This is a genomic window from Actinomycetota bacterium (assembly GCA_035540895.1).
Classification (GTDB): Bacteria; Actinomycetota; JAICYB01; order JAICYB01; family JAICYB01; genus DATLFR01.
Genome location: DATLFR010000033.1, coordinates 1 through 3,527, shown reverse-complemented (window position 1 = coordinate 3,527; position 3,527 = coordinate 1). Strand labels below are relative to the sequence as shown.

The following is a 3,527-nucleotide window of genomic DNA, read 5'->3' as shown; positions in this document are numbered from 1 at the left end:
GTTCGCTGGTGCGTGCGCGACCGACTTCGGGGAGCCGGAGATCAAGGCGTTCGTGCGGCACACGCGCGACATCGCCAACCGTCTCGAGAGGCGGCTGCGCGCCCTGCGGACCGACGTCCGGGTCGCGCTGCTGCACTTCTCCCCCGTCCCGGACACGCTCGCCGGCGAGAGGCTCGAGATCTACCCGTTCCTCGGGTCCTACCTGCTGGCCGAGGCCGTCGACCGCGCGGGGTGCGACCTGGTGCTACACGGACACGCACACGTCGGCACCGAACGCGGCGTCACACCGGGCGGCGTTCACGTCCGCAACGTCTCCCAGCCCGTGATCCGGGCCGCCTACCGCGTCTACGAGCTCGAGCCGAAGAAGGTGTCCGAACGCCAGCCGGCCTTCTCGGTCGAGGGAGCCCGGTAGCGCCGAGGCACGGCCCCCCTACAGGACCCAGACGATCACGTTCTCGATGGTGGCGTTCCCGGCGGGGTCCACGGCCTCCACCTCCACGACGTGCCTCCCGCGGCGGACCGTGACGTCGCAGGCGTACGGACCGGTCTCGACGTGGCAGACGGGCCGCCCGTCCACCGAGAACGCCACCCAGGCCACTCCGTTCCCGTCGGAGACGTCGGCCCTCAGCTGCAGCTCCCGTCCCGAGGCGACGACGGCCCGGCCCCGTCGACGTCCCCTCCCCCGGGGGCCGGGCCGGATCGAACCGGGCCGGGGGGAGGTGATCTCGACCTCGGGAGGCGTCTGGTCCACCGTCCACGTCCAGCCGGCCGGGGTCGGGTCGACGAACCCGTGGGGGCTCGAGGCGGCGACCACCAGTTGGTGAGGTCCCTCCTCCAGATCCTCCAGCTCGACCAGCTCGGAGCAGGTCTTCAGGGGCTCCCCGTCGAGGCCGCACCGGAACGAGCTGTCCATCCGCGTGGACGCGAGCCCGAACGACGCGGACGGGGACGAGGTGTGCGGCGGGGGTCCCCACAGGATCTCGGTGTCCGGGGGCGACTCGACCGTCCAGTCCACGCGTTCGACCGCCTCCCCGACCGCGTTGACCGCTCGCACCGAGAAGGCGTGCTCACCGTCGCCCAGCCCGGAGAGCTGGACCGGTGAGGCGCAGGCCGATCCGTCGGCCGGGTACGCAGCCCCGTCGAGGGAGCACGTCAGGGCGGCGGAGGTGTCGTTCACCTCGAAGTAGATCAGGGCGTCCGGCGATCCGACGTACGGGTCCGGACGGTCCACGATCCGGATCTCCGGGACGACCGCCACCTCCCAGGTCGCCGTGTCCGAGGACGTCTCCCCGTTCGCCCCTCGGCCCAGGACGGAGAAGCGGTACGGACCGGGGGCCAGGTCCGTGAGATGGACGGGTGAGGTGCAGACGTGCAACGGCTGGCCGTTCAAGGAGCACTCCAGCGACCGGACACCCCGGCTGGCCTGGAACTCGATGGTCGCCTCGTCGTCGGTGGTGACCCCGGACGGCGCGGCCGTGATGGACACCTCGGCGATCTGGCCGTCCACCTGCCACCACCACCAGGCGGGGCTCGGATCCCAGTGGCCGTCCGGCGAGGCGGCCCGGACGCTGAAGTAGTGGTGGCCGTCTCCCAGGTCGGACAGGGCCACCGGCGAGGTGCAGGGCAGGTACGGACCGTCGAACGCCGTGCTGCACTCGAACGAGGCATCGGGATCGTCCGACGAGAACGAGAACCCGGCCGTCGTCTGGCTCGTCCGGACGGGGGGCTTCGAGGTGAGCAGTGTGTCCGGGGCCGATCGAGTCACCCCGGCGTCCCAGACCTGGATCACCGACCCGTCGGACCGGGTGTCGGTGGCGACGACGGGTCGGCCTGCGTGCACCGCGACGTGCGCCGCGCCCCCCGCGATCTCGATCGGGAGCCCGAACGTGGTGCCCCCGTCCCCCGACCGCACGAACCGCCCGCCTCCCGCGACGGCCACGACACCGTCGGCGGCCCCGACGCTCCCCAGCCAGGGGTCGCCCGGGACCGCGACCGATCCGGAGGACCCGTCGGGGGCCGCCGAGATGAGCGTCGCACCGTCGCGGTTCGCGAACAGGTGCAGCGTGTCGGTCGCCCCGTCCACGGCCGCGTAGCGCGACCGGGGCAGCGAGCCGGGACCCAGCGCCCGGTGCGTGAAGGAGCCGTCGCCTTCGCCGGACCATGCAGAGATCCCGTCGGCCGCCGCGAGCACGTGGAGACTCGACCCGGACACCACGGCGGGCGCGGCGAGTCCCGGTCCGGACGCCAGCTCGGCGGGAGCCGAGAAGCTCGCGCCGTCCGACGCCTGGGCCACGTAGAGATGGCTAACCTCGGCTCCCCGCGGATGGACGACCCAGGCCACGGCGACCCCGTGGGCGCCCGCGTCCACGTCCCACTCCCACTCCGGGTCCGCCCCCAGGTCGGCCTCGAGGACGGCTGGGGTCGAGAACGACCCGCCCGAATCGTCGGAGACGAGGGCTCGGAGCGATCCGTCGAGGACACCTCCGTAACCGTCGAGGTAAGGCCCACCCACGACGGCCAACGCGACGGTCCCTCCATGGGCGTCGGACCGCACGCGGACATGGTGTCCCTCGGGGGCCTCGTACACGGTCCGGGGCGGCTCCCACGTGTTCCCGCCGTCGGAGGACCGCGACATCCACACCTCGTTGGCGACCGCCCCCACGGCGTACAGGATCGTTCCGTCGGAGACCAGTGAGGAGACGCCGGGGATCCCGAGGCGGACCGGTGGGAGGAGTCCCCCGGCCTCCGCCCGCGCGATGGGCGCGTGGACCGAGGCGGTCAACGTGAGCATGATCAGGACCGCGGTCGCGCGTCTCAGAGGACCCCCCTGGTGTGCCGGCGGACCGGTCTTCGACGGCGGGGGCCGACGGTCCTGCTAGAGCGTCGAGCCGGGCTGGTACGTGCCCCACTCGGCGCGCAGGACGTCGCAGACCTCGCCTAGCGTGGCCATCCGCCGGAACGCCTCCTTCATCGGGGGCAGGAGGTTGTCCGAGCCGCGGGCGGCGTCCCGGACGTCCTCCAGGGCCTCCTTCACCGCGACCGAGTCGCGTTCGGCGCGGATCCGGTCGAGCTTCGACGCCTGCCGCTCACCGATGGACGGGTCCAGGCGCAGGAGCTCGGTCGGCTCCTCCTCGTCGACCGTGAACCGGTTCACCCCCACGACCGTGAGCTCCCCCGACTCGACCGCCTTCGCCTCCCGGTAGGCGGACTCCTCGATCTCCCGCTTCATCCAGGTGATGTTCTCGACGGCGCCTCCTCGCTCGAGCACCGTGTTCAGCAGCGCCTCGGCCTCCGCCTCCACCTGCGCCGTGAGCGACTCGACGTAGTACGACCCGGCGAGGGGGTCGACCGTCTTCGTCACGCCGGTCTCGTACCCGAGCACCTGCTGGGTGCGCAGGGCCAGGCGGGCGGACCGGTCCGTCGGGAGCCCGAGGGCCTCGTCCATCGAGTTGGTGTGCAGCGACTGCGTCCCTCCGAGCACGGCGGCCATGGCCTGGTAGGCGACGCGGACGACGTTGTTCTCGGGC

At 72.6% G+C, this 3,527-nt stretch carries 3 protein-coding genes; 1 reads left to right on the top strand and 2 read right to left on the bottom strand.

What is annotated here, in order from left to right:
- The coding region (locus tag VM840_02065; protein HVL80362.1) for a metallophosphoesterase family protein at nucleotides 1–412 on the top strand (412 nt) is incomplete at its 5' end.
- A gap of 18 nt (nucleotides 413–430) precedes the next feature.
- On the opposite strand, the gene VM840_02060 is transcribed toward VM840_02065, so the two are convergent.
- Entirely contained in the window at nucleotides 431–2,782 is a 2,352-nt protein-coding gene (locus VM840_02060) for an Ig-like domain-containing protein (GenBank protein HVL80361.1), read from the bottom strand.
- Nucleotides 2,783–2,875: 93 nt separating this feature from the next.
- Nucleotides 2,876–3,527: methylmalonyl-CoA mutase family protein (locus VM840_02055; protein ID HVL80360.1), on the bottom strand; the 652-nt coding region annotated here is incomplete at its 5' end.